22 protein-coding genes are annotated in these 25045 nt (G+C 63.6%); 11 read left to right on the forward strand and 11 right to left on the reverse strand.

What is annotated here, in order from left to right:
* The first annotated feature begins 35 nt into the window (after nt 1-35).
* Nucleotides 36-338, forward strand: a complete 303-nt coding sequence (locus BGP02_RS08620; RefSeq protein ID WP_017233713.1) for a DUF4148 domain-containing protein — start codon at nt 36-38, stop codon at nt 336-338.
* Nucleotides 339-753: 415 nt separating this feature from the next.
* Entirely contained in the window at nt 754-1605 is an 852-nt protein-coding gene (locus BGP02_RS08625; protein ID WP_017233712.1) for an undecaprenyl-diphosphate phosphatase, read from the forward strand.
* A 63-nt stretch (nt 1606-1668) separates the two neighbouring features.
* Here the strand turns inward: BGP02_RS08625 and BGP02_RS08630 are convergent, their stop codons facing one another.
* Nucleotides 1669-2532, reverse strand: coding sequence for a LysR substrate-binding domain-containing protein (locus BGP02_RS08630; RefSeq protein ID WP_150605927.1), 864 nt, complete (start codon nt 2530-2532; stop codon nt 1669-1671).
* A 148-nt stretch (nt 2533-2680) separates the two neighbouring features.
* Here BGP02_RS08630 and psrA point away from each other — a divergent pair, with 148 nt between their 5' ends.
* The gene (gene psrA, locus BGP02_RS08635; protein ID WP_026131907.1) at nt 2681-3778 is read left to right on the forward strand and encodes an iron-containing alcohol dehydrogenase PsrA; all 1098 of its coding nucleotides are present in this window, start codon (nt 2681-2683) and stop codon (nt 3776-3778) included.
* A 200-nt stretch (nt 3779-3978) separates the two neighbouring features.
* Nucleotides 3979-5286, forward strand: a complete 1308-nt coding sequence (locus BGP02_RS08640) for an MFS transporter (protein ID WP_150551197.1) — start codon at nt 3979-3981, stop codon at nt 5284-5286.
* A gap of 99 nt (nt 5287-5385) precedes the next feature.
* On the opposite strand, the gene BGP02_RS08645 is transcribed toward BGP02_RS08640, so the two are convergent.
* The 3 genes from BGP02_RS08645 to BGP02_RS08655 form a co-directional block, all read right to left on the reverse strand.
* Nucleotides 5386-5631, reverse strand: a complete 246-nt coding sequence (locus BGP02_RS08645) for a hypothetical protein (RefSeq protein ID WP_017233708.1) — start codon at nt 5629-5631, stop codon at nt 5386-5388.
* 751 nt (nt 5632-6382) lie between these two features.
* On the reverse strand, nt 6383-7660 hold the full coding sequence (locus tag BGP02_RS08650; RefSeq protein ID WP_017233705.1) for a DUF445 domain-containing protein: 1278 nt from the start codon (nt 7658-7660) through the stop codon (nt 6383-6385).
* A gap of 95 nt (nt 7661-7755) precedes the next feature.
* Nucleotides 7756-9936, reverse strand: a complete 2181-nt coding sequence (locus BGP02_RS08655) for a malate synthase G (protein WP_017233704.1) — start codon at nt 9934-9936, stop codon at nt 7756-7758.
* 462 nt (nt 9937-10398) lie between these two features.
* On the opposite strand from BGP02_RS08655, the gene pepE reads away from it, so the two are divergent.
* The 3 genes from pepE to BGP02_RS08670 all read left to right on the forward strand — a co-directional run bounded on the left by pepE (nt 10399) and on the right by BGP02_RS08670 (nt 13275).
* The gene (pepE, locus tag BGP02_RS08660) at nt 10399-11112 is read left to right on the forward strand and encodes a dipeptidase PepE (RefSeq protein WP_286798375.1); all 714 of its coding nucleotides are present in this window, start codon (nt 10399-10401) and stop codon (nt 11110-11112) included.
* A gap of 232 nt (nt 11113-11344) precedes the next feature.
* Nucleotides 11345-12319 carry a fatty acid desaturase family protein gene (locus BGP02_RS08665; RefSeq protein WP_017233702.1) on the forward strand — a complete coding sequence of 325 codons (975 nt, stop codon included), beginning with the start codon at nt 11345-11347 and terminating at the stop codon, nt 12317-12319.
* Nucleotides 12320-12360: 41 nt separating this feature from the next.
* Complete coding sequence (locus BGP02_RS08670) at nt 12361-13275, forward strand: DMT family transporter (RefSeq protein ID WP_286798376.1); 915 nt, start codon at nt 12361-12363, stop codon at nt 13273-13275.
* Nucleotides 13276-13409: 134 nt separating this feature from the next.
* Here BGP02_RS08670 and BGP02_RS08675 read toward each other — a convergent pair whose 3' ends face one another.
* Entirely contained in the window at nt 13410-13832 is a 423-nt protein-coding gene (locus BGP02_RS08675; RefSeq protein ID WP_017233700.1) for a hypothetical protein, read from the reverse strand.
* Between the two features lie 191 nt (nt 13833-14023).
* On the opposite strand from BGP02_RS08675, the gene BGP02_RS08680 reads away from it, so the two are divergent.
* Nucleotides 14024-14377: a DUF2288 domain-containing protein gene (locus BGP02_RS08680; protein ID WP_017233699.1), complete on the forward strand. Its 354-nt coding sequence runs from the start codon at nt 14024-14026 to the stop codon at nt 14375-14377.
* A gap of 62 nt (nt 14378-14439) precedes the next feature.
* Here BGP02_RS08680 and BGP02_RS08685 read toward each other — a convergent pair whose 3' ends face one another.
* A complete protein-coding gene (locus BGP02_RS08685; protein ID WP_017233698.1) occupies nt 14440-14817 on the reverse strand; it encodes a hypothetical protein in 378 nt (125 codons plus the stop codon).
* Between the two features lie 49 nt (nt 14818-14866).
* A complete protein-coding gene (locus tag BGP02_RS08690) occupies nt 14867-15760 on the reverse strand; it encodes a LysR family transcriptional regulator (RefSeq protein ID WP_017233697.1) in 894 nt (297 codons plus the stop codon).
* 256 nt (nt 15761-16016) lie between these two features.
* Between BGP02_RS08690 and BGP02_RS08695 the strand changes: the two genes are divergently transcribed.
* Nucleotides 16017-17297 (forward strand): MFS transporter, encoded by a 1281-nt coding sequence (locus tag BGP02_RS08695; protein WP_017233696.1) that lies wholly within the window; start codon nt 16017-16019, stop codon nt 17295-17297.
* A gap of 99 nt (nt 17298-17396) precedes the next feature.
* Here BGP02_RS08695 and BGP02_RS08700 read toward each other — a convergent pair whose 3' ends face one another.
* A complete protein-coding gene (locus BGP02_RS08700; RefSeq protein WP_017233695.1) occupies nt 17397-18305 on the reverse strand; it encodes a LysR family transcriptional regulator in 909 nt (302 codons plus the stop codon).
* Between the two features lie 180 nt (nt 18306-18485).
* On the opposite strand from BGP02_RS08700, the gene BGP02_RS08705 reads away from it, so the two are divergent.
* Nucleotides 18486-19679, forward strand: coding sequence for an MFS transporter (locus tag BGP02_RS08705; protein WP_017233694.1), 1194 nt, complete (start codon nt 18486-18488; stop codon nt 19677-19679).
* 27 nt (nt 19680-19706) lie between these two features.
* On the opposite strand, the gene BGP02_RS08710 is transcribed toward BGP02_RS08705, so the two are convergent.
* Entirely contained in the window at nt 19707-20558 is an 852-nt protein-coding gene (locus BGP02_RS08710) for a TOBE domain-containing protein (RefSeq protein WP_150561976.1), read from the reverse strand.
* Nucleotides 20559-21167: 609 nt separating this feature from the next.
* Entirely contained in the window at nt 21168-22772 is a 1605-nt protein-coding gene (locus tag BGP02_RS08715) for an EAL domain-containing protein (protein WP_286798377.1), read from the reverse strand.
* A 411-nt stretch (nt 22773-23183) separates the two neighbouring features.
* On the opposite strand from BGP02_RS08715, the gene BGP02_RS08720 reads away from it, so the two are divergent.
* The gene (locus BGP02_RS08720) at nt 23184-24419 is read left to right on the forward strand and encodes an MFS transporter (RefSeq protein ID WP_017233690.1); all 1236 of its coding nucleotides are present in this window, start codon (nt 23184-23186) and stop codon (nt 24417-24419) included.
* A 113-nt stretch (nt 24420-24532) separates the two neighbouring features.
* Here the strand turns inward: BGP02_RS08720 and BGP02_RS08725 are convergent, their stop codons facing one another.
* The gene (locus tag BGP02_RS08725) at nt 24533-24946 is read right to left on the reverse strand and encodes an RT0821/Lpp0805 family surface protein (RefSeq protein ID WP_017233689.1); all 414 of its coding nucleotides are present in this window, start codon (nt 24944-24946) and stop codon (nt 24533-24535) included.
* Nucleotides 24947-25045 lie beyond the last annotated feature (99 nt).

Raw genomic sequence — 25045 nt, forward strand, 5'->3', positions numbered from 1 at the left:
CATCGCCGCGACTCAAACAGACAGGAGAAAACATCATGAAGCGCGCTCTTATTACCTCAGCCCTGGTTTCCGCAATGTTGGCCGTGTCGGCCGGTTCGGCCTTTGCCAGCGATGCCTTCGACGGCCCGACGGAATTCTCGTGGGTGCCGCAAACCAGCATGCTGACCCGCGCTCAGGTCGGTCAGGAACTGGCGCAAGCCCAGCAAGCCGGTCTGCTGCAGCAACACGATTCGGTTTATCCGAAGTCGATCGCCAACTCGGGCGCTGCAGCGGTAGCCGCGACCCCGGGGTCGATCATCAACCTTGCCCTTGCCGGCAGCACGTACTTCGGTAGCTGATTCGCGTCACCCATCGCAGTACTGGCGGCACCTCCCGTGAGCCAGCGCCTGTGCGGCGCGTCGGGACTCCGGGGCGGCGCCTCCGATCACAAATCGGCCACTTCGCGTGGCCGATTTTGTTTTGTGCGTCCCCCTTTGCGATGCGTCGCGCCCTGTGGACAAATCTGTCGATAACCCTGTGGGTAAGCTGTGGCGCACCTGTGACCAAGCTGTGGATTTCCGGTGGGCAAGTCGCGCCGCATTGACCCAAGGTGTCCGTCGGAAACGGCTCACTTGCTCACTTCGTGACACGTCTGTTGGAGTATCATGCGCGGCAGCCGGTGGTGGGCAGGGAACCGGCGCCGCCGTCATGTGACCGTCACGAAAGTGTCATGTATCCGGCGTAGGCTCCTTGCCCATTTCACAAGGATTTCGCATGGATTATCTGCAAGTGCTCGTGCTCGCGATTGTGCAAGGCGTGGCGGAGTTGCTTCCCGTGTCGAGTTCGGCACACGTGATCATGGCCGAGAAACTGATGGGTCTTGACCCGTCGGCGCCCGCCATGACGTTGTTGCTCGTCATGCTGCACACCGGCACGATGCTCGCCGTCATCGTCTATTTCTGGAAGTCGTGGCGCGAGCGCTATTTCTCGTCGAAGCACGATTTCATGCATAACGCGAAGCAAGTCGTCATCGCGACGGGCTTCACGGGCGTGATCGGGCTGGCCTTGATGCTGTTTATCGAGAAGGTCTTGATGCGTGGCTCCCAACACGCCGAGATCGAGCACTTGTTCGGCAATCTGTACATCATCTCCGGCGGCCTCGCGATGGCGGGCATCCTGATTCTGATTTCGGGCAGCAAGCGTCCGCCGATGGGCGATCGCCCGTTGCGCGGTGCCGACTCGGCCTGGATCGGCGCGGTGCAGGGCTTGTGCCTGCCGTTCCGCGGTTTCTCGCGCTCGGGATCGACCATCTCGACGGGGATGATGCGCGGGCTCGATAAAATTCGTGTCGAGGAATTCAGCTTCGCGCTGGCCGTGGTGCTCACGCCGCCGGTGATCGCCAAGGAAGCTTACCGCCTGTACAAGTCGGGCGGCGCGCAATCGTTCTCCGGTCACTACATGACGGTGCTCACGCCGAGCCTCGTCGGCATGGTGTTCAGCTTCCTTGCCGGTCTGGTGGCGCTGCGCTGGTTGTCGCGCTGGCTCGAACACGGCCGCTGGTATCTGTTCGGCATCTACTGCCTCGTGGCCTCGGGCGTCGTGCTGGCGGCGAGCCAATATCTGTAATCGGTCAGGTGACGTCTTGCGTGGGCGGCGTGCCAGGCACTGCCCACGCCATACCCACGGGCGTTACACCAGTCCCGCCACGACCTCCAGAAACGCCGCAATCGCTCGCGACGCTCGCCGCTGCGCCAGGCACACAACGACCGTTGTCGTCTCCACGCGTGCGTCGCTGATCGATACGGTGGCAAGTCGCGCGTCGGGCGTATGCTCACGCGCCGACACTGCAGCGATTCCCAGCCCCAGAATCACCGCCTCGCGAATCGCTTCGCGACTGCCGATCTCCATCGCCACGGTCGGTGTCACCCCCGCCGCTTGCAACGCCGCTTCGAGCGCGTGACGCGTGGTCGATCCCGGCTCGCGCATGAGCATCGGCTCGTCAGCCAGCGCCGCGAGCGGCACGCTGCGTCGCTTGGCGAAGCGGTGGGCGCGCGGCACCAACAGCACGACCGGATGCGTGCGATAGGGCACGGCATGCAGACGCGCGTCGTCGTGATAGCGCGCGAGCACCGCCACGTCCGTGCGGTAGGCCAGCAGGCTCTCGATCATCTCTTCGGAATTGCCCGGCCGCATGGAAATGCGAATGCCGGGGTAACGCGGCTGGAATGCCGCCACGATCTCCATCGCGTGATGCGGTCCGACGGCACCCAGGCGTAGTTCGCCGGTGCGTAGCTCACCGTGCTCCTTGAGCAGACCAAGCGCTTCGGCTTCGTCGGAGAAGATACGCAGGCTCACCGCATACAACGATTTTCCGGTCGGCGTGAGCGTCAGTCCACGACCGTGCCGGTAGAACAGTTCGACACCGTAGGTCTCCTCCAGCGCACGAATCTGCGTGGTCATCGTGGGCTGGCTCACATGCAGCGCCTGGGCCGCGCGCGTCACGCTGCCGTGGTGCGCCACCGCATGGAACGAGCGCAGTTGGGTAATCCGCATCGATGACGCTCCCGTGACGAGGTATAGGTTTTATCAATACTTTAACGAAAAATTGTGAATTGGAAGTATAGAACGGTCCTCACCATAATCCAGCTCAATCTTCGTCAATCGATCGCAGCGCCCGCGGGTGCAGCGGCACCTCCTCACCATGACTGCATGTTCACGTTTCCATAATCCGGTCGATGTTCGCTTCGGTGCGGGTGCCCTTGCTCAGTTGCCCGAATTGGTCGGCGAGCGGCGGGTTGTGCTCGTCACCATGCCCGAAGCGCGGGCGCTCGGCATGACGGGACGCGTCGAAGCGCTGCTCGGGCAACGGCTGGCGGGGACGATCGATCGTGTCAGCCCGAACCCGGATGTGCGCGAACTCGCCCCGATGTACAGCGATTTCTGGCGGCGGTACGGCCAGTGCGAGGTGATCGTGGCGCTGGGCGGCGGCAGCGCGCTCGACACGGCCAAGCTGTTGATGGTCGCGGGCGAGGATGATCGCTTTGCGACGCTCGTCGATGCGCTTGATGCGGGGGGCGACTTCCGGCCATCGCGGACCAAGCGTCTCATCACCGTTCCGACGACGGCCGGCACCGGCAGCGAAGTCACCCCGTGGGCCACGCTGTGGGATCGTCATGTGAAGCACAAGAAGTACTCGCTGCATTTACCCGAGACGTGGCCGGAGGCGGCGATTGTCGATCCGCAACTGACGCGCTCGCTGCCGCACGCCATCACGCTGCAAAGCGGGCTCGACGCCCTCTCGCACGCGCTCGAGGCGATCTGGAATGTCAACGCCAATCCGATTTCCGACACCTTCGCCGTGACGGCGGCGCGCGACATGATGCGCGTGTTGCCGCAGCTGATGGTGTCACTGGACGACGAGACGTTGCGCGCTCAGGCGGCGCTCGCGGCACTGCAAGCGGGCATGGCGTTCTCCAACACGAAGACCGCGTTGGCGCATTCCATTTCGTACGACATGACGATTCGACATGGACTCCCGCACGGCATTGCGTGCTCGTTCACCTTGCCGGCGGTGATGCGTCTGGCGATAGGCCGCCGTGTCGATCGCGACGCGGTGCTGGCGCAGGTGTTCGACGGCGACATTGGCCGCGCCCCGGACAAGCTCACCGCGTTTCTCAACGGTTTGGGCGTGGCGACCGAGTTTTCGGCCTATGGCGTGTCCGAGCCGGAATCGAGCGCGATGATCGCCGCCGCGCTCGACGGTCCGCGCGGACGCAATTTCATCGGCGCCACCGCCTGATCGTCAGGTGGCCGCTACGGTCGTATGCGTTCGCGCGCATGCGTGTTTTCGCGTCTTACCCGCAGTCCCCGTAATCCGCATCATCAAAACATAGCCGCGTGATCCAAAGGCGGCACCGAGACATCCAGGAGACAGACGCCCGGCGCAGACCGGTGCGTCGCAGCGCGCCGCCACGGCGCGGCGCATCAACAGGAGGCGCAATGGAACAGGTTCTCACGGGCGTGGGCGGCAGCGATGCCGTCTCCGCCGAAAAAGCGGTGCGCACGGTCGCGCTGGCCAGCCTGATCGGCACGACCGTCGAATGGTATGACTTCTTCCTGTACGGCACTGTGACAGGCCTCGTCTTCAACAAGCTCTTCTTTCCCAGCGGCGATGCCTTCATTGCCACCGCGCTCGCCTATACGGTCTACGCGGTGGGATTCGCCACGCGGCCGATCGGGGGCATCCTGTTCGGCCATTTCGGCGACCGGTTGGGACGCAAGCCATTGCTCATTGTCACGCTCTCCATCATGGGGGTGTCGACGTTCCTGATCGGACTGGTGCCGACCTACGACAGTATTGGCATGGCGGCCCCGCTGATTCTGCTGTTCCTGCGTCTGTTGCAGGGCATTGGATTGGGCGGCGAATGGGGCGGCGCGGTGCTCATGGCGTTTGAGTACGCGCCGCGCGACCGGCGCGGGCGGTTCGCGGCGTATCCGCAGATCGGGCTCGCCGTGGGGTTGTGCCTGTCGACCGGTGTGGTCGCGCTGCTCTCGTCGACACTGACCGATGCACAGTTCATGGCATGGGGCTGGCGTCTGGCGTTCATGCTCAGCGTGGTGCTCGTGGCGGTGGGTATGTTCATCCGGCTGCGCGTGCTGGAGACGCCCGAGTTCGCGCGCATCAAGGACAGTCAGCGCGTCGCGCATGTGCCGCTCTCGGAGATTGCGCGCGATTACCGGCGTAACGTGCTGCTGGGCTGGGGCGCGCGTTACATCGATGGCGTGGTGTTCAATGTCTATGCGGTGTTCGCCATCTCGTATCTCGTTGGCACGCTGCACTTTCCGAAGACGCCGATCCTGCTGGCGGTCACGCTCGCGGCCATGGTCTTGATCGTCACGATTCCGTATGCCGCAAAGCTGTCGGACCGCGTGGGACGCCGTCGAGTGTTCGGCTGGGGTGCGTTGGCCTGTGGCGTGTCGGCGATTCCGGCATTGGCGGTGATGCACTATGCGACGAGCGTCTGGTGGGTGTCGCTCGCGGTGATTGTGCCGCTGGGCGTTGTATATGCGTTCGTCTATGGTCCTGAGGCGTCGATGTTCTGCGAACTGTTCGACACGCGGGTTCGTTACACGGGCATCTCGGTCGTGTATCAAGTGTCGGGAATCGTTTCCAGCTCGATCACACCGTTGGTGGCGGCGACGCTGCTCGAATACGGCGGTCACAAACCATGGTGGATCGCGGTGTATGTGCTGGCGGTGGGATGCCTGTCCGCCGCGTGTGCGGCAGCGATGAAGCGAACCTACTGAGGGGGAACGACGGGACGGGGAGGCGTGTGGGGGTGCCCGAGCATCGGGAATTCGGCAGGCCGGTGGGCAGCGCCCCGGCTTGCCGTTTTATTGCGCAGCTTACTGACCGAAGTAGATCGAACCGGCGCGATTCACGCGGCCCGGGACTTCATAGGCCGGGGCGACGGTCGTCGTTTGCGTGGTGGCTGCCACGGCACCCGGCTGGGCCTGCGTTCGCACTTGAACTTGCGCTTGCGTCTGGGGTTGCTGCGGTTGGGCAGCCGATTGGGCATTCTCGGCGGCGCTCGCGGCACCTGCGCTCAACAGCGCGGCAGCGAAGGCCGAAGCGATCAGAATGGACTTCATTTTCATTTCTCCTGTCTGGCGAGACGTCCACCATGGGCGCCATCATTGGCGCCAATCTACGCCCACGCAGCAAGGAGAAAAATGCGCTCCCGGAGAAGGGAGTATTGCTGAAAATGAAACAATCAAACGTCGAAAAGCCTGATTCGTTGTGCAGGACAACGAGCTCAGACACTATGCGCCGCAGTGATGCGCCCGGTATCGCTTGGCGTCGAAGCGTTCAGCGACGCGTCACGCGCGCTTGCTGACGGCGCGTACGCGCGGCACGGCTGCGCAGATACGACGCGGTGAGCAGCGAGGCACTCGCCAGCAGAAGGAAAGAACCGAGGGCAGCCATGGTAATGCTCCTGTACGAGCCGGCGTCGTCCGCGGTGCGGTGCACCCTGCGAGCCACGACGTCGACTGACTTCATCATGTTGTCACTCTACTGCTGTCGCACTTCGCGATAAACCCCGTCAGATCAAACAAGTTGTTGCGCGCCGCGACATTTCCCTCTAATTCGTGCTGTGATCCGCGTCAGACCGGTGGCATCCACCCCTATTGCTCGTATTAAGTGATTGATTTTCATTGGTTTTTTGGAATTCGGCAATCCGCGAGGTGCCAACGCCGCTGCGTTGCGAAAAAACCACGGGTTTTCCCTAGGGTTGGCCGGTATTTGTGCAACGGTCGGCGCAACGCAGCAAAAGGGGGGCGGCGGCAGATTCAGTCCGGTTGAGCGGTGCGCGTTTGCTACCCGGTCCGACGCCGATGCTCGTCAGTGGCCGCGCGAAAGCAGCACCGGTGCCTGGGCAATCAAATAGAGCACGGCGCCGATCAGTCCACCGACGAGTGTGCCGTTGATGCGGATGTACTGCAGGTCCTGTCCGACGCTCAGGCGGATTTGTTGCGACAGATGTTCGGCATTCCAGCCATGCACTGTGGCGCGGATGTGCTCGGTCACGAAGTCGGCAAACCCCGGTGCCATGCGCTCGGCGGCATCCAGCAATTGCGCGTCGAGCGCTTTGCGCAGCGAGTCGCTTCGCGCCAGCTCCTGACCCATCCACGCGGCCGCGCCGGTGATCTTGGCGCCGATCACCGAGTCGTCGCGCGCGAGGTCGCGCTTCACCCAGCTTCGCCACTCGTTCCACAGACCGCCGACATAGGCGTTCAACGCGGTGTCGCCTTTCAGTTGGGTCTTGAAAGCGTCGAGCTTCGCCTGGAAGTCGGCGTCGTGCTTGAGCCGCTCGATCAGTCCCGCGACCGCGCGATCGAACGCCTGACGCAATTGATGCGATTCGTCCGCTTCCATTTGCGCCAGCAGGCGGGTGACGGCCGCCGAAATCATGTCGGAGCCCTTGTTGCCGATCCACTCCGACGGCAGCACCTTCTCCTTCTTCGGATGATCACTCTTGAGCCAGTCGACGATGCGCGCCGAAATGAATTCGCGCGTCTGCGGCTCATTGAGGAGCTCGACGAGGTAGTCGAGCGTCTCGTCGAGCAGCGCTTGATGACGGCCGTCGCGCGTGAGCGTGTCGAGCATGGCGGCCGCCGATTGCGACAGGTCGAGCCGGTCGATCATCGTGTCGAGCGCGCGGCGGATAAAGGCCTGCACGTTGCGCTCGTCCATCACGTCGAGCACACCGCTGGCCACTTTCACCAGCACCGCGCTCAACTGACGCGTGTTCTCGTACGAGCCGAGCCAGTGCGCGACGGCGTCCGCCGGGTTTTGTTGCCGGATGAGCCGAACGACCGAGGGGGTGTCGAGAAACTTCTCGCGCACGAAGCGGGCGAGACCGTCGCCGAGGGCGTCTTTCTTGCGAATCAGGATATTCGTGTGCCGCGCGAGCCCTGGGATCGGAATGCGCCGGAACAGCGCTTCGACCGCGAACCAGTCCGCCAGTCCGCCGACCATCGCGGCTTCGGCCGCTGCCCGGATCCAGCCCGTGACGAAGTGCTCCGGCATGAAGAGCGTGGCGACGAAGATCACCAGCGCGGCCACAAGAAACCACAGGGCGCGACGCTCGGCGCGTTGCAGGGCGATGGCGGGGTCCATGCGCAGCCGGCTCCTAAAATACAAAGACGCCCGACAGGTTACCCCGTCGAGCGTCCAATGATAAGCCGCGAACCGATCGACTTATCGTCGTGCGATTACCCGCGTTGCTTCGCCTTCAGTTCCAGACGGTACTTGTGCAGCAGCGGCTCGGTGTAGCCGCTGGGCTGCGTCAGCCCTTCGAACACCAGGGCGCTTGCCGCCTGGAACGCCAGCGAGTCGTCGAAGTTCGGCGCCATCGGACGATAGTGCGCGTCGCCTGCGTTCTGCTTGTCGACCACGGCGGCCATGCGCTTGAAGGTCTCTTCGACCTGCGCGCGCGTGATGACGCCGTGACGCAGCCAGTTCGCCAGATGCTGGCTCGAAATGCGCAGCGTGGCGCGGTCTTCCATCAGGCCGATGTCGTTGATGTCCGGCACCTTCGAGCAGCCCACGCCCTGGTCGATCCAGCGAACGACGTAGCCCAGAATGCCCTGCGCGTTGTTCTCGATCTCCTTGCGGATTTCGTCGGCAGACCATTCGGCTTTCGCCACGACCGGCACCGTCAGCAGGCCCGTGAGCAGCGTGTCGCGTTCCTTCGCGTAGTCGATCTTCTCGAGTTCCTGCTGGACGGCCTGCACGTCGACCATGTGATAGTGCAGGGCGTGCAGCGTGGCGGCGGTCGGCGACGGCACCCAGGCGGTGTTCGCCCCGGCCTTCGGATGCGCGATCTTCTGCTCGAGCATGGCTTGCATCAGATCCGGCATGGCCCACATACCCTTGCCGATCTGCGCGCGGCCCCGCAGGCCGGCGGCCAGACCCACGAGCACGTTGCTTTTCTCGTAGGCCGTGATCCATGCCGACGACTTCATGTCGCCCTTGCGCATCATCGGACCGGCTTCCATCGCGGTGTGCATCTCGTCGCCCGTGCGATCGAGGAAGCCCGTGTTGATGAATGCAACGCGCGACGCGGCGGCGGCGATACAGGCCGAGAGGTTCACGCTCGTGCGACGCTCTTCGTCCATGATGCCCATCTTGAGCGTGTTGCGCGGCAGGTCGTACAGCGCTTCGATGCGGCCGAACAGTTCATCGGCGAAGGCCACTTCGGCCGGGCCGTGCATCTTCGGCTTGACGATGTAGATCGAGCCGGTGCGCGAGTTCAGTCGATGCTTGCGGTCATGCAGCGACGCGAGCACGGTGACCACGCCGTCGAGAATGCCTTCCGGAATCTCGCGGCCTTCGCGATCGGTGATCGCCGGGTTGGTCATCAGGTGACCGACGTTACGGATGAACAGCAGCGAGCGGCCGTGCAGCGTCACCGGTTGGCCGTTGGCGCCGGTGTATTCGCGGTCGGCGTTCAGACGGCGCGTGAACGTCTTGCCGCCCTTTTCCACGGCTTCCGTCAGCGTGCCTTGCATCAGGCCGAGCCAGTTGCGATAGAGGTCGACCTTGTCGTCGGCGTCCACGGCGGCGACCGAGTCTTCACAGTCGATGATGGTCGTGACGGCGGCTTCGACGAGCACGTCCTTGATATGCGCCGCGTCGGTCTTGCCGATCGGGTGGCTGGCGTCGAACTGGATCTCGAAGTGCAGACCGTAGTGCTTGAGCAGCACGGCCGTCGGCGCCGCGGCGTCGCCTTGATAGCCGACGAACAGGGCAGGCGTGGCCAGGCCCGTCTCGCCGGTCTTGGTCGTGACGATGAGTTTGCCGTTCTCGACACGATAGCCGGTGGCGTCCTTATGCGAGCCGTCGGCCAGCGGTGCGGCCTGATCGAGGAAGCCGCGTGCGAAGGCGATCACGCGTTCGCCGCGCTTCGGGTTGTAGCCGGTGCCCTTTTCTGTGCCGTCCGTTTCAGGGATGGCGTCGGTGCCGTAGAGCGCGTCGTACAGGCTGCCCCAGCGCGCGTTGGCGGCGTTCAGGGCGTAGCGGGCGTTGGAGAGCGGCACCACGAGCTGCGGACCGGCCTGCTCGGCAATTTCATGGTCGACGTTGGCCGTGGTGGCCTGCACGCTGGCAGGCGCGGGCAACAGGTAACCGATCCTTTCGAGGAACGCGCGATAGGCTGCGGCGTCGGCGATGGGGCCCGGGTTGGCACGGTGCCAGGTGTCGAGTTCGCTTTGCAGGCGGTCGCGTTCGGCGAGCAAGGCGCGATTCTTCGGGCCGAGGTCATGAACGATGGCGTCGAAGCCTTTCCAGAACGCATCGACATCGACACCGGTGCCCGGCAGGGCTTCCTTTTCGATGAACGCGATCAGATTGTCTGCGACCGTCAGGCCGCCACGCTGGGAAGTGGAAGTCATGATGCTGTACTCGAGTTTGAAAACCAGGTTGACGCGATTTCGTCCAGTGACCTTGCCGAGACACCCACGCGGTTGGCGTGAGGATGACGACCGGGTGGTTGACGATAAGGGGCAGTCTTATATAAGACCCTGAGTGTAATCCTTCTCCGGGCGCTCGGAAACCCGGGATTTCGCGTCGTGATACTCCCGCAACTTATAGGCGGCATAAGGATTTGCGTATGAGGCCGGCGCCACGGGGCTTTGCGTCGGATACCGAAAGCGGGTGGTGCGTTTGCAGCATTCGATATGGCATTTCACTTCATGAGAAATGGGGGCGCCGTACGCGGCGGCGACCGCTACGCGGTTCGAGGTGCGTCGTGCCTGTGTTGAGGTGACGGGTACACTCACCGTTTGCGCCGAAGGTGCGCGACGCGCCCGCGCCGGGCCGTTCCCCCGAAAACATCTGCCCTGGAGGCATGAGTCGTGAAACAGATCTTGATGATGAGCAGTTCCCGCAAGGGCAGCCAGGGCTTTCTGGCGCATGCCGACGATCAGGTGCATGCGGTGCTCAGGGATCGCGCGAAACACGTGTTGTTCGTGCCGTACGCCGGGGGCATCACGTACAGCTACGACGAGTATGAATCGCGCGTGAAGCCGACGTTCGAGCGGCTGGGCTATGCCCTCGAGTCGATTCATCATCACAAGGATCCGCGCACCGCCGTCGAGCAGGCGCAGGCCGTCGTGGTGGGCGGGGGCAATACGTTCGTGCTGCTCGATCGCCTGTACAACGCGGGCATCGTGGGCCTGCTGCGCGAGCGTGTGAACGCGGGGATGCCTTACGTGGGGTGGAGCGCCGGGGCGAACGTGGTGTGCCCGACCATTCGCACGACCAACGACATGCCGATCGTCGAGCCGCCGACGCTCAAAGCGCTCAACCTGATTCCGTTCCAGGTGAATCCGCATTTCATCAGTGGGAAGCCGACGGGGCACAACGGTGAATCGCGCGAGGAGCGTCTGGCCGAGTATCTGGCGATCAATCCGGACGAACGCGTCGTTGCCATTCCAGAGGGTACGGCGCTGCATGTGCAGGGCGCGAACGCCACCGTGCTCGGTGAATTCGACGCGTTGCATTTCAAGCAGGGCGGTGTCGTGGACAAGCTCGCGACGGGCCGCACGTTTGCGCTGGCGTCGATCTGATACGCGCGGGCATTGTGCCGTCGCGCAGATGACGGCCGGCTTCGGGCCGGATCGAATATCCGAAAATTCTTAAATCTGACTTTTCGCACCCAATTGCATTCTGCAGGTGTATTTCCGCTGGCAGAATGCGAAATCAAATTTGGTGCGCGCTTCCCCCTCGGAGCGTGATGAGCGTTGACGGAAAAATGGGGATGTCCCCTTCCGTCATCGGAACGTTTGGCGGAGGGGGAACATGGTACGGAAATACACGAGTCTCGCGCTTACCGGAGATCAAAAGAGCCGCATCAAGGCATTGTGCGAGCGAAACAACCATCGAGGGCTTTTTTCTATCGTTCTCGATTACGTTTGGATTCTTGCCGGCTGCCTGCTGTCATTAGAGGTGCAGCCGCTGCTGTATCCGTTGTCAGTTCTGATCATCGGGGCTAGACAGCGTGCATTAGCAAGTCTTTTCCATGATGGGGCGCACGGGACGCTGTTCAGATCCAAGGCTTTGAATCGGGTTGTGAGCCGAGTATTCTGCGGTTGGCCAATCATGCAATCCATGTTTGCCTATCGGCAATCCCACGTAATTTTGCATCACTCACACCTCGGCGATGCCAATCACGATCCCGATTATCGGGAGCTGCTGGGCGCAGGGATATATGAGACCCAACGAGGCCCAGACTTCTTCCGGCGATTCGTACTGAGCGCGATATATGGCCGGTTCACACTCCGCTATATCAAGTCCCTGATTCTGAGTCGCCTGTCTTTTTCTGTGCGCCCAAACGAATCCCAAGCAGAATCCTGGTTGATTCTTGCCTTTCATGCGTCGATGGCTGTGATTGCCTATTCGCAGGGATGGCTGGCGAATCTTATGTTCTTTTGGTGGATTCCGCTGATCCTGGTTTTTCCAGTAATTGGTTGGTTCAGTGAATTGTCCGAGCATTACCCGTTCATGGACGCATCCAGTGAGTGGTGCTTCGGCGCCCGAAACCGTTATTCGTGCTGGGTTGAACGCATCTTCATCGGGATGCACGGCGATTCATTCCATCTTACGCATCATCTGTTGCCGGGGATCCCGCATTGGAATCTCGCTGCCGCCACCCGGATTCTTCGAGCAGACACCGCGTTTTCCGAATGGGATGACAAGTGGGGAGGAATCTTCTCGTCGGATCAAAGCGGCCGCGTGACCTTTGTCGACTTCGTCAGAGCACCTCAAACGCCATGAGTGCGTCGCTTATTGCCTATCTATTAAGTTCACATCGGAAAATGGGCGTATTTAATCGCACAGCCTACGGGCCGGAGATTTGCGCGCTGGTCGCCGCCGTTCTGAACGGCACGATCGGCGTGTTGACGCGAACCGGATTCGATCAAGGGGCCACGCCCGCGATGATCGCCTTCTGGAAATGCTTCGGTGCCTTCGTCGTGGTGTCGCTGCTCTGTGCCTGTCGTCACGATCTCGGCACGCAGACCGTTCGGCTGGCCCGTCGCTGGCCTCAGTTTGCATGTCTCGCGTTTCTCGGCATTTTCAGCCTTTACCACTTCGAGACGACGGCGTTCTCGCACGCATCGATTCCGCTCGTCTCGTTCCTCACGTATGCGGCGGGCGGCGCGACGCTCGCGTTGTCCGGTCGGTTTCTCGGGGAGACGACAACGCGTCGGAAGACGGCCGCCTTTCTGGCAATCGTCCTCGGCGTCGGTGTGATGGGCCTGTTCGAAAGCGGCATCGACGGCAGCACCGCGGGCATCGCCCTGGCGCTGGCCGGTGGATGCGGCTACGCGCTGTTCATCTTCCTCGCCAAGTGGTTCAGGATCGGCTCGGGATTGCCGCAGCTCGTCTGGCTGTTCGGGTTCGGCAGTGCCTTTCTGTCGATACCCCTGATGCGCGAGGGATTCGCCATGCCCAGCGGCGCGGCCTGGATGACGCTATGCGCGCTGGTGTTGCTGCCGACAATCGGGGGCTTCTACTTGACCACGCGGGCGGTAGCCGGCGGCCAGGCCAGCAAAGTGCAGATCATCGAGACCAGCGATCCCCTGTTCGCGACGCTGTTCGGATTCGCGCTCTTCGGCGACCGGCTGAGTCAGGAAGGCATGCTCGGCGCAGGCTTCATCGCCATCGGACTCGTGATTGCAGTCTGGGATCGACCGGGGGATGGCGCAACGTCGGCACGCTACGACGTGTAGCCCCTGCGCAAACGAAACCGCCGCCCAGGTGTGAGCCTCGGGCGGCGGATTACCGGCACGCAGCACAAGCGACAGCGGCGATGCCGCCCCCTCGTACCGTCAGCGACAGCGACAGTGTCAGGACCGATTCGGGATCAGGCTTCGTCGTCGAGCCAAGGTACTTCGACGTCGGTCAGAAACGCGACCATCGCGAGCGGACGCGCTTCATGGCGACCCATCTTGCCATCGGCGCGGTGCCACACCACTTCGAAGGTTTCCGGATACTTTTCAGCGCTCAACCGCACGGTGCGCAGCTCTTCTTCGTCGGCCTCTTCGATGGGGCCGTCGAATGACAGCATGAGCGCCTGCGGCCACACACCCTCTTCCGGGTCGTAGACCTTGTCGCCATTGGGCACGTCGACCACCGCTTCGACGCCGATCGTTGCCGACGCTGCCACGATCATCTCGCCCAGGGCGCGCAGCAGCGCGGTCGCACGGGCAGAGTTGATCTGGCGCATGGCGAGATCGCCGCGCGTCAGCGCTTGTTCCAGCTTGGGATCGGTTTTTTGTTTGGACATGCGGTTCCTCGGTAAAACGTTAGCCACCCCGCGGCGGTCGTGCCATGTCGCTGCGGCACCGGCGCGCTACGTGGGGTTCCGATGCTACCACCGTCGCGCATGCCGGGGCACATTACAATGCGGGTTTTCGTTATTTACGCTTGCCCGGCGCAGTCGTTGTCGTCGACCCGCGCCCTCTGGAGCCCGTTGTCATGGATTCGCCCAAGTCCGCCCAATCAGTTCAAGCTTCCCAAGCCGCCGCGTCCGGTGCCAGCGACGTCTATTTGCGCCTGCTCGGTGAAACCGCCAAGATCGACTGGAAGGATCTGGAATCGTTCTTCGCGCGCGGTGTGCTGCTGTATGTGGCGCCCGGCGTCGACCTCGTATCGGTCGCCGAGGCGGTTGCCAACGACGATAAGGCCACCGTGTCGCAATGGCTATCGTCGGCCTTGGTGCAGCGCATGCAGGCCGAGCAAGCCGCCGATTTCTCCGCGCGCACGCCGGAGCTTTGGGCAGTGGTTGTCGCGCCGTGGGTGCTCGTACAGGAACGTGGCATCGTTGCATGATGGCGTGATGGCGTGACGCGCGCGCTGATAAACCCCGTCAACGCCTCGAATTCGCTACGCCGTCATGACTCCGGAATTCCCGCCTCGATGAGGCGCCGTGTGCAGTCTTCCAACAGATCCTGCGCCACCGCCGACGCAAACGCATAGTCCGCGTCGAGCGATTCCGTCATTTCATGCGCCGTATACAGGCCGGCTTCGCGCGAGAGCGTGCCGGCCAGTTCGCGCGCGAAATCGTCGCTCAACGTTGAAAGCAGGCGGCGCTCTTCGAGCGGTAGCTGAAGCTTCGAGCGCGACAGCCACAGTTGCGCGAGCGTCGCGCCCTGCTTGTCTGTCATCCACTGCCCATGTTCGTAAAAGGCCGACAGACGCTCGGCCGTCAGCGCGAACAGCAGCGCGCGGCGGGTGTTGAAATTCAGACGAATCGGCGTGGCTTCCGGCATGACGGCAACCGCAATGAGCGGACAAAATCGGGATCAGGGGGCAAAGGTATCACGCGAACAGGCGCAGCAGCGCATTGCGGGCGTGACGGATCAGGTCGGTCTCGTCGGCGCGTCCGGGCAGCAGGTGGAATTCCGCGCGCGGCAGCGGGGGCAGGCCAAGCGACGGTGGACATACGACGAGATCGGGGGTGAGTGCCGATTCATTCAGGCACGAAATCCCCAGCCCCGCGCCGAGCGCCAACTGCATGCCGGCCACGCCCGCCGCCGAGTGGGAGATGCGATAGGGCACGTTGTGCCGCTCCAGTACGGTGAGTACGAGGCTTTGCAGCGTGCATGACGGCGGCATTGTCACCAGCGGCAGCGGCTCGCCCAGCGGCTCGCCCAGCGTCGACGACATCGCCCACACGAGACGCTCGCGGCGCACCAGCGTGCCCGACGTCCGGTAGCCCAGCGCCTTCGCGCCACGGCCGATATCCTCGTTCATCAGACGCAACACCAACCCTACGTCGAAGTGTTCGCCGGTCAGGGCGGTGCGCTCGATCTGCGCGCTTTGCATGGCGCTCACATGCAGCCGCAGGCGCGGGTAAAGGCTCGTGAATCGCTTGAGCACGCGGCCGACGTCGTGCGGACGGTAATAGTCGGTGATGGCGATGCGCAACTCGCCATCGAGCAGCACGCCCTGCAGATCCTCGAACGCTGCCTCGGACAGTGCCGAGATCTGCCGTGCATAGGTGAGCAACCGCGTGCCCGCCGGGGTCGGACGCATGCCTTTGCGCGATCGCACCAGCAACGGCTGGCCGGCGCGCGCTTCGAGCTTCTGAAGTTGCTCGCTGACCGTCGATTGCGACAGGAAGATCTGCTCCGCTGCCGCCGAAATGCTGCCGGCGTCGTGGATGGCGATAAACGTACGCAACTGCGTGAGGTCGAAGGCGCGGGGGTTCATGGTGGCCCTTGCGATGATGATCCGGAAAACACGATATACGGCATCGAATTTTCCCGCTTTTCCGATGCAATGTCTATCCGTAGGATGCGGTTCATGGTGGCCCGAACTGTGCATCGGCACGCGTCGGACGCCGCGACTCCCCCCCTCTTCCCCTATGAGCCGTGTGCCTGCGGGCCGCGCACCGTCACACATGAACGAACGTCTGTGTACCGCTCCCGCCACTGCCCGTCGGATGGCCCCGGCATCGAATGCCTCGATGGCCCCCCGCGGCTTGGGCCGCAACCACCGCTGGAAGGTGCTGGGTGTTGGCGTGGCCGCCAATGCCAGCTTTGCCGCTGCGATGGGTGGCATTCCCGCCACCGCAGTGCAAATGCGCAGCGCCTACGCCCTGGCCAATAGCGATCTCGGCATCGTGCTCGGCATGATCGGGCTGGGCATCGCCGTCTCCGAACTGCCGTGGGGCATGCTCACCGACCGCTGGGGCGACCGGCGCGTGCTGCTTGTCGGATTGATGGTGACGGCGTTCGCGCTTGTTGGCCTGGCGATCTGGGGTGTGCCGACGGCGCATTTCGTCCCGTCGATGCCGATGCTTGCGGCGGGGATGCTGGCGATCGGCATCCTCGGTGGCAGCGTCAATGGCTCGAGCGGGCGCGCCATCATGCGCTGGTTTCACGATCGCGAGCGAGGACTGGCAATGAGTGTGCGGCAATGCGCCGTGCCGCTCGGCGGCGGGGTCGGCGCGCTGGTGTTGCCCGGCGCGGCGCAGCACTTCGGCTTCGAAGCGGTCTATGCCGGGCTGGCTGCGGCGTCGTTTGCTGCCGCGGTCGTAGCATGGCGGTGGCTGCTCGAACCGCCGGAGGCACTGCAGGAGGACGCCGGCAAGTCGGCACGCGGGGAGACGGCCGCCGACGCACGCGCGGCCGCAAGCTATTCGCCGTTGCGCGATGCCCGCCTGCTGAGTACGGCGCTGGGCATGGCGGTCCTTGCGATGCCGCAGATCGCGGTGCTCACGTTCGGCACGGTGTTTCTGCATGATGTGGCGCACGCCAGCGTGGCAACCATCTCGCTCACGCTTGGCGCCGTACAGGCGGGGGCCGCCATCACGCGGGTGTGGAGCGGGCGCTTCACCGACAAGCGCCGCAACCGTCCGCAATATCTGCGTCTGTGCGCGATGGCGGTGGGGGCGGTCTTCGCCTCGCTGGCGCTGCTCGTGACGGCGCTGACGCATCGCCCGGAATGGCTGGCGCATGGCACGCCGTGGATGATCGCGCTGCTGATTGCGGGAGGTGTGGTGGCGTCGGCCTGGCATGGGGTGGCATTCACTGAGTTGGCCACGCTTGCCGGGGCGTCGCGTGCGGGAACGGCGCTAGGTATCGGCAACACCGGTGTGTTTATGACGATGTTCCTCACGCCGCTCGCGATTCCGCTGCTGCTGTCGATTGGCGGCTGGGGACTGGTGTGGGCCGGCGGGCTCGTGTGTGCCGCGCTGGCATGGCCGCTCTTTGTCTGGTCGCATCGCGGCCTGGCGCGGGCTTGATCGTTCGCGCAGCCCTGGGCGCCAGGCCCCGGGCGCGTTACGTCTGTCAATGGCGGAAGCGCGTGAAATGGGCTCGACGCGTGCCACACGCTTGCCCCGCTACGGCAGACGCACGTTCGCCACGAGAAAGTCGAGGAACGCCCGCACGCGTGCGGGCAAATGGCCGCCCTGCCCCACATACACCGCATGCACGGGCTCCAGATCGCCCGGGTTGTAGTCATCGAGCACGGTGACGAGCCGGCCGGCGCGCAGATCGTCGTCGACGTGGTAGCGCGAATGGCGGGCCAGCCCCAGCCCCTGGACCGCGAGCTTGCGCATGATCTCGCCGTCGCTCACGACCATATTGCCGACCTGCGGGTAGTGCGTGATGCCGCCGGCGCCGTCGAGAAATGGCCAACCCTGCACCTGACGGTCGAAATTGAAGGCCATGACGTTGTGGTGAATCAGGTCGGCCGGCGTGCGCAATGGGCCGTTGCGGGCGAGATAGTCCGGTGACGCCACCACATGCACACGACTCTCGCCGAGCTTGCGAGCGACCAGCCGGGAATCGCGCAGCGGGCCGGCCCGTACGGCGACGTCGGCGCGTTGCTCCAGCAGATCGACGACCGTGTCGGTGAGTGTCAGATCGAGACGGATCTCGGGGTATTGCGCGAGAAATGCCGGAATGACCGGCAGCAGATAGTGCGAGCCGATCGGTACGCTGGAATTCACCCGCAGCAGCCCGCGCGGCACCGCACCCGCCGCCGCTTCGCGCTCTGCGGCTTCGATGTCGGCCAGCACGCGCATCGCCCGCTCGTGAAAGGCCGTGCCCTCGGGGGTGAGTTGCAGGCGGCGCGTCGAACGATTGAACAAGCGGGCACCCAGACGCGCCTCGAGCCGCGCAATCAGCTTGCTCACGGCGGACGGCGTCATATGCAGCGCGCGCGCCGCCGCCGAGAAGCCGCCAAGCTCGACCACACGCGAGAAAACTTCCATATCGCCGGAGCGATTGACGTCCTGTCGACCCATCGGCGGTGTCCTCCGGCGTTCCTGTGAAAGGGGATGCGGGCCATTGTGACATCAAGTCACAAATCATGTTCCTTTGCGCAGTCTATTTCACCAATGCAAGGGCGTCTATATTCCGCACATTCGTGTATCGCCATTCCCTGAGTGGCCTGACCTTCCTTGATCCCGAGACAGGAGTCTTTCGTGCCTATCGCTCTCTATGCCCTGACCGCCGGTGCCTTTGGCATTGGCGTGACGGAATTCGTCATCATGGGTCTGCTGCTCAACGTCGGCGCCGATTTCGGCGTCTCGATCGCGGCCGCCGGCCTGCTGATCTCCGGCTATGCCCTGGGTGTCGTGGTCGGCGCCCCACTCATGACCACGGTCACTGCGCGCTGGCCGCGCAAGACCGTTCTGCTGGTGCTCATGGCGATCTTCACCATCGGCAATGCCGCCTGTGCGCTGGCGCCGAGCTATGCGGCGCTGATGGCAGCCCGCGTGCTGACGTCGTTCGCGCACGGCACGTTCTTCGGCGTCGGTTCGGTGGTCGCCACCGGCCTCGTGCCGCGCGAGCGCCGTGCGTCGGCCATCGCCGTGATGTTCACGGGGCTGACCGTCGCCAATATTCTCGGCGTGCCCTTCGGTACTTGGCTGGGGCAGCACTTTGGCTGGCGCGCGAGCTTCTGGGCGGTGACGCTGATCGGTGCGCTCGCGTTTCTCGTGATCGCCGGGTTCGTGCCGAAGATCGCCGCGCCTAAGGATGCGGGTGACTGGCGGGCGGATCTGCGGGCGCTGGCACGCCGTCCCGTGCTGCTCGGATTGCTCACGACGGTGCTCGGCTGGGTGGGCGTGTTCGGCGTGTTCACGTACATCGCCCCGCTGTTGACCGAAGTGACCGGTTTTGCCGAGGGCGCGGTCTCACCGATTCTGTTGATCTTCGGTGGCGGTCTGGTCGTCGGCAACCTGCTGGGCGGCAAGTTTGCGGATCGTCGCGTGGTGCCGACAGTGCTGGGCAGCCTGCTGGCGCTCGCTGGGGTGCTGGGGCTGATGACGTTCGCGTTGCACTCGCACTGGCTGGCCATCGTCTTCGTGGCCCTGCTCGGCGCAACCGCCTTCGCGACGGTCGCGCCGCTGCAACTGTGGGTGATGGAAAAGGCCTCGGGGGCGGGGGAAAGCCTGGCGTCGAGCTTCAATATCGCCGCGTTCAACCTCGGCAACGCCATCGGCGCGTGGCTCGGCGGCTTCGTTATCGAACACGGTCCCGGGCTGACGGCCGTGCCCTGGGTGGCGGCGCTCGCGCCGCTGGCGGGCGTGGGCGTGGCGCTGCTGAGCCTGCGTCTGGATCGTCGCGACGCAAAGCCATCCGTCGTGCCCAACTGCGAAACGCCCGCGTTGTGATCCACGCGCGGGCCCGACGCGAGTGCGTCAGGCCATGACCCCCAGAATCACACTGGCGGCCGCGAACGCGGCCGTCGCGCCGACACCCACCGTCAACCCGCGAGCGGTCAGCGTGTCATGCGGCATGACGGCGGCGAGCCGGCTGCCGCCGGGTAACGCCAGAATGACTTCGGCCTGTCCCGCGTCGTCGGCGATGGCGTCCACCGTGCCTGAAAGGCGGTTCGCGGTCGCCAAACCCGCGAGATCGGCGCCGCGCGCGATTTCGATCCACGGGGCCTTGATGAGTGCGAACGCATCGCTGCCGGTCGCCAGCCCCAGCGTCTGCGTGCTGTGGTGCGTGAGCGACGCTGTGATCGCTTCACCGCCGGGCAACGTGAGCGTCACTTCGTCATTCACGCCGCAGCGCCGAATCGCGGTGACCGTGCCGTGCAACTGATTGCGTGCACTGGTCTGAAGTCCCAGCCGCGCGATGATGGGCCACTGCTCGTCGAAATGTTCCAGATCGGTCGCCACGCGCGCGAGGAATTGCCGTTGCGCCACCTCCACCGCCCGGAACGCTGCCACGAGCTTCGCGCCGCGTGCGGTGAGGCGGGTGCCACCACCGCCACGGCCGCCCGTGCTGCGTGCCACCAGCGGTTCGCCGGCGAGCTGATTCATCGCATCCACGGCGTCCCATGCGGCCTTGTAACTCATGCCGGCGGCTTTCGCGGCGGCCGTGATCGACCCATGCGCGGCGATCTGTTCGAGCAACGCAATTCTGGCGTGGCCGCCAAGCGACGCATTGCCACGATGCACCCAAAGCGATCCGCTCACTTGCAGCGCATCGTCCAGTCCATGATGCGAAACCCCGTTAGGCGTTGAAGGCGGTTCGGAAACCATAAAGTTGTTTTCTATTGGACTTGGCAGGTAAGCGCATTGTAGAGGGCCGGCGGACCTGCGAACACCGACGCCGGACAGGGAAGTGTTGCCACGCACCAACGAAGCCGACGCCGGATTATTCTTTGGGGGACGAATGGGGGACGTTGCTCCTCTACATTGAATTTCGCCGCATGCCCCCCCCTGGCCGGTGAGTCGCGCGTCAGGCTGAAGTCCACGTCTGATACGGGTCCACCGGGACTGCGACGGTTGTCGAAGTGCCTACTCACCTGACACAACAGAAACGGGGTGAAATGATGCGCGTCAGGAATATCAAGGAAACGGTTGACGGGGCTCGATACTATCGTCTGGTTCGCATGCTGCCCAACGGCAAGCGGCATCAGATGCAAATCTCTTTCTCCGCAGGTGAAATGCGCTTCAGACATTTTGTCGCGCGACGGTTGTGGTTGCTGCGTGCCGAAATGCGTGACAGCACACGGGCGGCCGCCATGCCCACGCCACGCAGCAACATGCCGCAATTGGTCTTCTGACCGGGTTGCGGCGTGACGCAAGGGCCAGGCCGATGGTCGTCACCGGTCGGGCGCTTTCGGTACGCGCCAGGGCAATGAGCGTTTAACCTGCCTTGAGAGGCGTGAGTGGCACGACGCTCGCCGACGCCGAGTTCACCGACGCCGGGCCTCTGCCCGCGTGGGCTATCGCAAACTGTACCAACTCGTCGAACGCGATCGGACGCGCGAACAGATATCCCTGGGCGTAGGTGACGTTGCGTTCGCGCAGATAACTCGCCTGCATCTCGCTTTCGACACCCTCCGCCACGATTGTCATGTCCAGCCGCTCGGCCAGATGGATGATGGAATCGCAGATATTGCGCGTGACCGTATCGTCTTCGGTAACGGGCAGGAACTCCTTGTCGATCTTCAGATAATTGAAGTCGTAGCGCTTCAGATAGCCGATGGAGTTGTTTTCGGCACCGAAGTCGTCCAAGGCCGTTTCCACGCCGTGACGCTGGAGTTCCGCCATCACATGGCGCGCCGCGGCGGTGTCGCGAATCACATAACGCTCGGTGATTTCCGCGATCATCGGATACGTCTCGTTAAGCGAACCGTAAAGGCGTTCGATGTCGTGCACGATGGTCGTGTCGCGCAAATGCCGCTCCGCAAGATTGACCGCAATGTGAAACCCCTGCGGCAGCGCGCCTCGGGAGACATCGTTGCGAATCTGCTTCAGCAGCGAACGAGTGAGTTCGATGATCAGGCCATTGCTTTCCGCGATCGGGATGAAGGCGTCGGGGCGCACGAGACCGGCCTCAGGGTGATGCCAGCGCATCAGCGCTTCGGCCCCGGCGCAGCGGCCCGTGGCCAGCTCCATCACGGGCTGGTAGTAGACCTTGAACTCATGGCGTTTGATGCCCAGCGCGATTTTCCGCCGCATGAACTGGGCCGGGCCGAGATGGCGGAACGTCAGGATGCCGAGCAAAATCGAGATCACCACGCCGAATGCCAGAAAGATCGGCGCCTGCGTGGCGATCAATGAGCGCGTCAGGGTGGCGCTGCCGGCAAGCGACGTCGAGAAATGGTCCGAGTCGAGCGTGACCTGAGCCCCGCGGGTGGCGATGCCGACGGATTCGAGCCGCGGGCCTTCGGACGTCAGCGACACTTTCCCGATGGTCATTGCCGTCCAGGCAAGCTCGTTGGTCTTGACGCTATGCAACGACTCGGTGAGATACACGCTGTCGATAAAGCCCAGGACACCGTCGGTGGCCGACGTCGGGATGAACAATGCCAGTGCGGGGGAGTTGCGCACATAGGGCGTGCTGTCGACAAACATTTCGGGCGTGCCGGTCAGCAACGGCACGAGTTCAGCCGGCAAAGGCATTTCGATGGCCTCGTCGGAGCGAATTACCGACGAGCAATACATCTTCCCGTGGGAGACGAGCCAGATGGAACGGAAGTAGGGGCTGAGCGTGCCCGTGGCCTGCAACGAGCTGTTGACCTCGCCGCAAGCGCGGCCGACCCAGGGGGCGGCGCCTTTGAGGGTGTCCTCGGCCGTACCGACAATGCGCTCGAGTGCCGCGCGCTGTCGTTGCGCTTCTTGTTGCAGGAACACCTGAGACATGTGATGAACGCGCAGCCAGCCAAGGATCAGGACGACAAAGAGCGTGACCGTCACGACGAGCCCGGTCACCAGCCACTGCACGACTCTGGAGTGTTGAATCATGTTCTGCTGCCAACCAAGGAAGGAGGGGGCCCTTTCGTGTGCTTCGCGTGCTTCATGTTGCACGGCACAACTCGTCAATCGACTCTACACGAATCCCTGACGGTCACCAACGCCCGATAAACCCGCACGCGCCGTTGGCGACGTGTGCCTGAGAGGGCCCGGCGGATGTCCGGTGGGCGGTTCAAGGTTACCGGCAAGCGTCTTTTATCGGTCTTTGTGAGAGGTGCCGCCGCGGGCCGGATGGCGGAATCGCGACAAAAGTTGGCGTAACCGCAATTTACGCATGCTCTACACTTCACATATTAGATTTCCGGCAAAAAATAGGCCAAGTCCCAAAGTCAGGTCTATTTGCACGAAAACTGCCGGAAGCGTGCTGATTTCCTGAAGCTTTTGACGTCAAATCCCCCTCCCATGTCGAGCCAACCTGTCACGTCCCTTCCCGGCGCTCCCTCGCCGGCCGCCAAAGGCACCGCGTTCCGTGTGCTGTCCGCGATCAGCTTCTCCCATTTGCTCAACGACATGATCCAGTCGTTGATCCTGGCCATCTACCCACTGCTCAAGGCGAGTTTCGATCTGAGCTTCGCGCAGGTCGGTCTGATTACGCTGACCTACCAGGTCACGGCGTCGTTGCTGCAGCCGGTCGTAGGCCTATACACCGACAAACATCCGAAGCCGTATTCCCTGCCGGTCGGCATGGGCTTTACGCTGGCTGGCCTGCTGCTGCTGGCTGTCGCGCCGAACTTCGGCATGCTGCTCGTGGCCGCCGCGCTGGTCGGCATGGGCTCGTCGGTGTTCCACCCCGAGTCGTCGCGCGTGGCGCGCATGGCCTCGGGCGGACGCCACGGCCTGGCGCAATCGTTTTTCCAGGTCGGCGGCAATGTCGGTTCGTCACTCGGCCCGTTACTTGCGGCGCTCATCATTGCACCGCATGGCCGTGGCAGCGTGGCGTGGTTTTCCGTGGCCGCGCTCGTCGCGATCTTCGTGCTGTTCCACGTCAGTCGCTGGTACGCCGGGCAGCGCGCCGCGAGCAAGGGCAAACCGGCCGCGCGCCGAGGCGGGCACGCCCACCTGTCGCGCGGCAAGGTGATGTTCGCCATCGGCATTCTGCTGGTGCTGATCTTCTCGAAGTACTTCTATCTCGCGAGCATCAGCAGCTACTTCACGTTCTATCTGATCAGCAAGTTCCATGTGTCGGTGCAAAGCGCCCAGGTGCATCTGTTCGTATTCCTGTTCGCCGTGGCGGCGGGCACGATGATCGGCGGTCCGCTGGGCGACAAGATCGGTCGCAAGTATGTGATCTGGGGGTCGATCCTGGGGGCGGCACCCTTCACGCTGATGCTGCCGTATGCGGACCTGTTCTGGACCGGCATCCTGACGGTGGTGATCGGCTTGATCCTGGCGTCGGCGTTCTCGGCGATTCTCGTCTATGCGCAGGAGTTGATTCCGGGCAAGGTCGGAACGGTGTCGGGGCTGTTCTTCGGCTTCGCATTCGGGATGGGTGGCGTGGGCGCGGCCGTGCTCGGACAACTGGCCGACTCGACGAGTATCGACTTCGTCTACCACGTCTGTGCCTATTTGCCGCTGCTCGGGATCGTGACGATCCTGTTGCCCGACGTCGAAGGCCACAAGAAGACGGCGGCGGCCTGAGGCGGCTGTCGGCAGGATTCACCCGTGCCCGGCGCACGGGTGGCGCAATGAAAAACCGCGGGTCCCGAAAATCACGGGCCAGCGGTTTTTTTGCCTGGAGGACGACTGAATGCTTACTGAGCGCCGCGCTTTTGCAGTTCCCATTGGCCGTTATCGCCCTTCTTGCAGGTCGGCAGCTTGAGGGTGACTTCCTGCCCCTTTGCGCCGAGAACCAAGATCAGGTCGCGGCAGGTACGGGTGTCGTCTTTCTGGGTGTTGGTCGGCGTGAGTTGCGCTGTAATGGCCACGGGGTTGCCGGTGCCCTTGTTGCTCCAGTCGACGGTTTCGTTGTCCTGCTGATGGGACAGCACGTTGCTGGCCGCTTTGGCGAGCGACGCATTGTCGGCCTTGTGCAGATAGGCCAGCGGCGAGTTGCTCATGAAGAGAAGGTTGGAGGCGGCAAACGCCGGCGCGGCCAGGGTGGCGCCGACGACGAGCGCCGTGCCAAGCCCGAACGAGCGGGCAAGCGACAGACGGAAAGGCGACATTCGGAGTCCTTGAGAGTGTCGACAGGGGGACGGATCCTGCGCAACGCCGCGTCGGGTCTTGCGTCGACGCCTTCGCCGCAGGCGAGCGCATCGATCATA

Source organism: Pandoraea sp. 64-18 (assembly GCF_001899225.1).
Lineage (GTDB): Bacteria > Pseudomonadota > Gammaproteobacteria > Burkholderiales > Burkholderiaceae > Pandoraea > Pandoraea cepalis.